The organism is Corallococcus sp. CA053C (assembly GCF_003611675.1).
Classification (GTDB): Bacteria; Myxococcota; Myxococcia; order Myxococcales; family Myxococcaceae; genus Corallococcus.
Genome location: NZ_RAWA01000539.1, coordinates 1 through 5,397, shown reverse-complemented (window position 1 = coordinate 5,397; position 5,397 = coordinate 1). Strand labels below are relative to the sequence as shown.

The 5,397-nt window shown below is 72.7% G+C and carries 4 protein-coding genes; 1 reads left to right on the top strand and 3 read right to left on the bottom strand.

Features of this window, described 5'->3' with window-relative positions:
- On the top strand, positions 1-681 hold a 681-nt coding region (locus D7V97_RS39415), incomplete at its 5' end, for a SagB family peptide dehydrogenase (RefSeq protein WP_147445168.1).
- Positions 682-712: 31 nt separating this feature from the next.
- On the opposite strand, the gene D7V97_RS39410 is transcribed toward D7V97_RS39415, so the two are convergent.
- From D7V97_RS39410 to D7V97_RS46895, 3 genes are read right to left on the bottom strand one after another with little or no spacing between them, the layout of a single operon-like run.
- On the bottom strand, positions 713-1,135 hold the full coding sequence (locus tag D7V97_RS39410; RefSeq protein ID WP_120615726.1) for a BMA_0021/BMA_0022 family TOMM bacteriocin: 423 nt from the start codon (positions 1,133-1,135) through the stop codon (positions 713-715).
- 1 nt (position 1,136) lies between these two features.
- Positions 1,137-5,240: a TOMM system kinase/cyclase fusion protein gene (locus D7V97_RS39405; protein ID WP_120615725.1), complete on the bottom strand. Its 4,104-nt coding sequence runs from the start codon at positions 5,238-5,240 to the stop codon at positions 1,137-1,139.
- Positions 5,237-5,383 carry a hypothetical protein gene (locus tag D7V97_RS46895; RefSeq protein WP_368669004.1) on the bottom strand — a complete coding sequence of 49 codons (147 nt, stop codon included), beginning with the start codon at positions 5,381-5,383 and terminating at the stop codon, positions 5,237-5,239. Before D7V97_RS46895 ends, D7V97_RS39405 begins: the two co-directional genes overlap by 4 nt.
- Between the last annotated feature and the right edge of the window lie 14 nt (positions 5,384-5,397).

Here is a 5,397-nt window from a genome sequence, read left to right as displayed (position 1 = left end):
GCCCTCAAGCCCGCGGTGACGCACGAGGTGGTGGAGCTGTTCCGTCCGGACGTGGCGGCGCTGCGCACCGGGGACCTGTCCTTCACCGAGGTGCTGGAGAACCGGCGCAGCCTGCGAGGCCGGGGGGCCACGCCGCTCAATGTCAGGCAGCTGGGCGAGCTGCTCTTCCGCGCCGCGCGCGTGCGCGACGTGCGGTCCACGCGCGACGGCGACATCACGGACCGGCCCTACCCCAGCGCTGGCGCGGCGTACGCGCTGGAGCTGTACCCGCTCGTCGGCGAGTGCCAGGGGCTGGCGCCGGGCGCGTACCACTACGATCCGCTGGGCCACCGGCTGGAGCGGATGAGCGGCCCCACGCCGGAGTTCCACGCGCTGCTGGACGAGGCCCGCGCGCCGGTGGAGCCCTTCGAGCGGCCGGAGGTGCTGATGGTGGTGGCCGCGCGCGTGCCCCGGCTCGCGTGGAAGTACGAGACGCTGGCGTACTCGCTGGTGCTGCAGGACACCGGAGCGCTGGTGCAGACGCTCTACCTGGTGTCCACCGCGCTGGGCTTGCGGCCCTACGCGCTGGGACGCAGCGACCCGGACCTCTTCCAGCGCGTGGCGAGCGTGGACGGCTTCGCGGAGGCGTCCGTGGGCGCCTTCGCGGTGTCGGGAGGAGAGCCGCCGGCCGCTCCCCGCTGAAGGCTCCGGGGTAGCATCCCCCCGCGAGGCGTCAGCAGCAGGGGCTGCCGCAGCAGTGCGAGCGGTTGTAGGTGTCGGTGAGGCTGGACAGCGCGACCGCGTGGTCCGCCACGTTGTCCGGCTTCTTCGGAAGGGCCAGCTCCACGTCCGCGCTGGCGAGCTTCCACTCGGGGGCGGTGGCCGGCTCCTTCGCGGTGGAGGGGACGACCTTCAGGTGGATGCCGGCGGGCAGCTCGAAGTCGAAGCGCTCCTTCAGCGCCTGACGCGGGTCCTTCTGGAGGGCCGCCTCGAACTTGGAGTCCTTCCACGACAAGGCAACGGCGCGCATCCACACCGCCTGCCACTCGTTCACCGAGGGCTGCGTCCCCTTCCCCTGCGCGGACGTCTTGCGCGCCAGCGGGCGGGCCTTCGCGGGCGCGGGTGCGGCCTTCGACTCCGGCTTCTTCTTGCTCATGTCAGCTGTCTCCTCCCAGCGCCGCCAGCAGCGCGCGGGCCTCCACGACGGGCGGTGTCCCCAGCCCTTCGGTGAAGGTACTGTAAATCGTCTGGAGTTGCTGCCGGGCTTCTTCCTGCCGGCCCGACGCCTGGAGCACCCGCGCCAGCGCGGTGACGGCCTGCAGCTCCGGCATCCGCGCGCCCTGCGCATGCGCCACCTGCGCGGCCTGCCGGAAGCACGCTTCCACGGACGGCGCAGAGTTCCCGTCACGCTGGAGCAGCGCGCGGCCCTTCACCCGGAGCAGCTTCGCCTCGTGGTAGCCCTCGCCCAGAGCCTGCGCGCGCTCCCGGCCGCGCTCCACCGTGGCGAGCGCCGCGTCCACGTGGCCGAGCTCCAGCTCCAGCTCCGCGAGGATGGCGTAGTACGCCGGCTGGTCCATCTCCGTGCCGAACGCCTCGCGCATCGCCACGCCCCGCCGCGTCGCCTCCAGGTCCTTCGCCGCCCAGCCACGCAGGATGCCCACGTAGGCGGACTGCTCCAGCAGGCCGTAGCGGTGGGACAGCTCCGCGTGCTGGGAGATGAGCCGCTGCGCCTCCGCGCGGTCCCCATGTTCCTGCGCCATCAGCAGCAGGTAGATGAACGACAGGCCAATGCTGGTGCCGTGGTTCAGCTCGCGGCCCCACGCCACCGCGGCCTCGCCGTGCGCCCGGGCCTGATCCGCGAAGCCCAGCAGCCACAGCGCCCGGCACAGCACCACCTCACCGCCCACGCGCGTGTCCTGCCCGTAGAGGATGCGGTGCATGCGGTGCGCGACGGGGTCGAACAGCGCGACGCACCGCTCCGCCCGCGCCTTCGCCTCGCCCAGCCGGCCTTCGAGCAGCTCGCAGTTGGAGAGGATGGTGAGCGCCACCGCCTCCTGGCCCGCGTCCCCGGAGGCCTGCGCCAGCGCCACCAGGCGGTCCAAGAGTCCGCGCACCCGGCGCTGGTCACCCCCCAGGTGGTAGTAGATGGAGAGGACCCACAGCGTAGGGGCCGCGTACGGGCTCTCGCCCACGGTGAAGAGCAGCTCCAGCGACCGCTCGGCCACGGTGCGCAGCTCCTGTGAGCGCCAGCCCTGGGTGGACATCAGCGCGGGCGCCAGCACCCCGTTGAGGCTCAGCTCCAGCTGCGCGCGCTCCAGCGGATCCTCGATGGCGTCCAGCCACGACAGGCCCAGCCGGGCGAACAGGATGGCCTCCAGGTAGGCGGAGCGGATGAGCGCGGCGAGCGCGGCCTTCTGCGCGTACTCGATGGCCTTGCGCTTGTGGTTCGCGCTCGCGTGGTGGTGCGCGAGCAGGTCCGGGCGCTCGTTCACGAGGTCCGGGAAGTGCTCCTCCAGCGCCGCCGCCGTCTTCGCGTGCACCTGCTGCCGGTGCCGCTTGAGCATGGAGTCGTAGGCCGCGTCGCGCACCAGCGCGTGCTTGAAGAGGTACGCGGGGCCCTTGGGCCGGCGCTTCCGGTGCAGCAGGCCCGCGCCCACCAGCCGCTCCAGGTCGGCCTCCAGCGCCTCGGGCGTCAGCGGGCTGACGTGGCGGAGCAGGTCGTGCGACAGCTCACGCCCCAGCACCGACGCGATCTGCGCCGTCTCCTTGCTCCGGCCCAGCCGGTCCAACCGGGCGACGAGCAGGTCGCGCAGCGTGCCTGGAACCGCGGGGCCCGCCTTGCCCGCGTCCAGCGCGAAGCGGCCCTCGCGCTCCACCAGCGCGCCGGACTCCAGCAGCGTGCGCACCAGCTCCTCGATGAAGAGCGGAATGCCGTCCGTGCGGGATGCAATCTCCTCCAGCGCCTCGGGCGAGAGCGGACCTCCTGCCGCGGCGGTGGCCAGCCGCTCCACCTCCGCGCGCGAGAGGGCGCCCAGTTGCACCTGCATCACCGACGACGAAGGCCACGGCGGCTCGAACTCCGGCCGCGCGCTGAACACCGCGAACAGGCGCTGCGACGGCACCTCCGCCACCAGCTCCTTGAGCAGCTCCAGCGTGGACGGATCCGCCCAGTGCAGGTCCTCCAGCGCCAGCACCACCGGCTGCCGCTCCGCCATCGCGGCGAGGAACGCGAGCAGCGCGTGGCGCGTCAGCTCCCGGTGCTTCAGGGGCGACACGTCCAGCGGGGCCCAGCGCTCCGGCGGCAACGGCAGCGACAGCAGCGGCGCGAACAGCGGCATCGTCTCCGGCAGGTCGAAGCTGAAGCCGGACAGCAGCGCCTCCAGGCCCTTCAGCCGGCCCTCGGGCGACAGGTCGCGGTTCGGATCCACCAGTCGCGTGAGCAGGTCCACCACCGGGAAGTACGCCTGGCTGGAGCTGTCCGCCGTGCAGCGGGCCTCCAGCCACGTGTGCGGCTCCACGCCCAGCTTGTCGCCCAGCTCGCGGGTGAGGCGCGACTTGCCGATGCCCGGCTCACCGGTGACGAGCACCGCCTGCCCCTGCCCCACGCGCACCTGCTCCCAGCGCGACAGCAGCAGGTCCAGCTCCCGGGTGCGGCCCACCAGCGAGAGCGCGTCGTCGGTGCCGCTCCACGTCGCGTCCGCGCCCTGGAGCACGAACGTCTCCAGACCGGGAGGCAGCAGGTCGCTCACGGCCGGGGCCCCGGGCACCATGGGGAAGTGCTTGCGCACGAGCTGCTGCGTGTCCCCGGTGACGAGGATGCCGCCCGAGGGCGCGGACGTGGAGAGCCGGAACGCCAGCTTCGGCGTGGTGCCCACCACGAAGCCCAGCCCGGACAGGGTCGGATCCCGCTGCTCGCGCGACACCACGAGCCCCGTGTGCACGCCCACGCGGATCTCCACCCGCGTGCCGCGCTCGGCCTCGATGGCGCGGCCCCGGCGCTGCACCTCGGCCACCATGTCCAGCGCGGCCTGGGCGGCGCGGCGTGCGTCGTCCTCCCGCGCAGCCGGGTAGCCGAAGTAGAAGAGGACGATGTCGCCCAGCGCGCTGGCGATGTGGCCGTTGTAGCGCCGGGCGATCTCGATGCAGACCTCCTGCTGGGCGCCCAGCACGTGGTCCAACTCCTCGATGTCCACCGGGCCCGGCGCCGTCGCGGTGGCGGACAGCGTGCAGCACACCACGGTGAGCTGCCGGCGCTCCCCTTCCGCCCATCGCCGCGAGCGCGTGGACAGGGCGTGGGGCGTGCGGCTGCTGAGCTCCACCGTCGCCGTCTCGGCGTTGGGGGCCGCGGGCTGGATGCGCACGGGCGCGGGCCGGCGCGGCAGGTTGGACAGGTCCACCGCCTCCAGCTGGCGCAGCAGCACCTCCGCGGAGACGGTGCGCTGGGACGGGTCCTTCGCGGTGGCCTTCTGGAGCAGCTTGCCCACCGGGTGCGCGGCGATGGCCGCGGGGATGGCCACCGGCTCCGCGGAGAGCTGCTGGAAGATGACCTCCGCGACGGTGGCGCCCTCGTAGACGCGCTTGCCGGTGAGGCACTCCAGGAACACGAGCCCCCACGCGTACAGGTCCGAGCGCGGCGTGGGCGGCTGGCCGCGCAGCTGCTCCGGCGCCGCGTACGACGGCGTGCCCAGCGATTCGTTGGTGGAGGTGATGCGCGGCTGCGGCTCCGCGCGCGTCAGCTCGTCCGTCACCGACCCGATGCCGAAGTCCAGCACCAGCGCGTTGCGGCGCGCGCCGGTGGGCACGACCATGATGTTCGCGGGCTTCAGGTCCCGGTGCACCACGTTCTGCGCGTGCGCGCACGCCAGCGCGTCCAACAGCTGCAGCATCAGGTGGCGCACCTCCACCGGATCCAGCACGCCTTCTTCCGCGAGCACCTGCGCCAGGTTCTTGCCCGGGACGAATTCGAAGATGGAGTAGACCGCGCCGCCCTGCGCCCGCCCGGAGTCGATGAGCCGCACGATGTTCGGGTGGTGCATCTGCGCGCACAGCTTCATCTCACGCTCGAAGCGCGCGCTGCGCCGCTCCACCGACTCCGGCGTCGCGCCCTCCGTCAGCCGCAGCAGCTTCACCGCCACGTTCTGGCCGGTGGTCACCTGCCGGGCCTTGTAGACGCGGCCGAAGCCGCCCTCACCCAGCTCCGACAGGAGTTCGTAGCGGCCCTGGAAGGCTTCCAGCAGGTTGGGATCCATTGGGTCTTTCATCGCGCTCCCCAAGCTTCAAACCGTTGGCGACCCTGCCTGGGCAGGGTGATGACGAACTCCGTGAACTCGCCCGGCACCGTCTCCATGCGGAAGGTGCCCTGGTGTCCCTGGACGATGATGTCATGGCTGAGCGACAGCCCCAGCCCCGTCCCCTGCC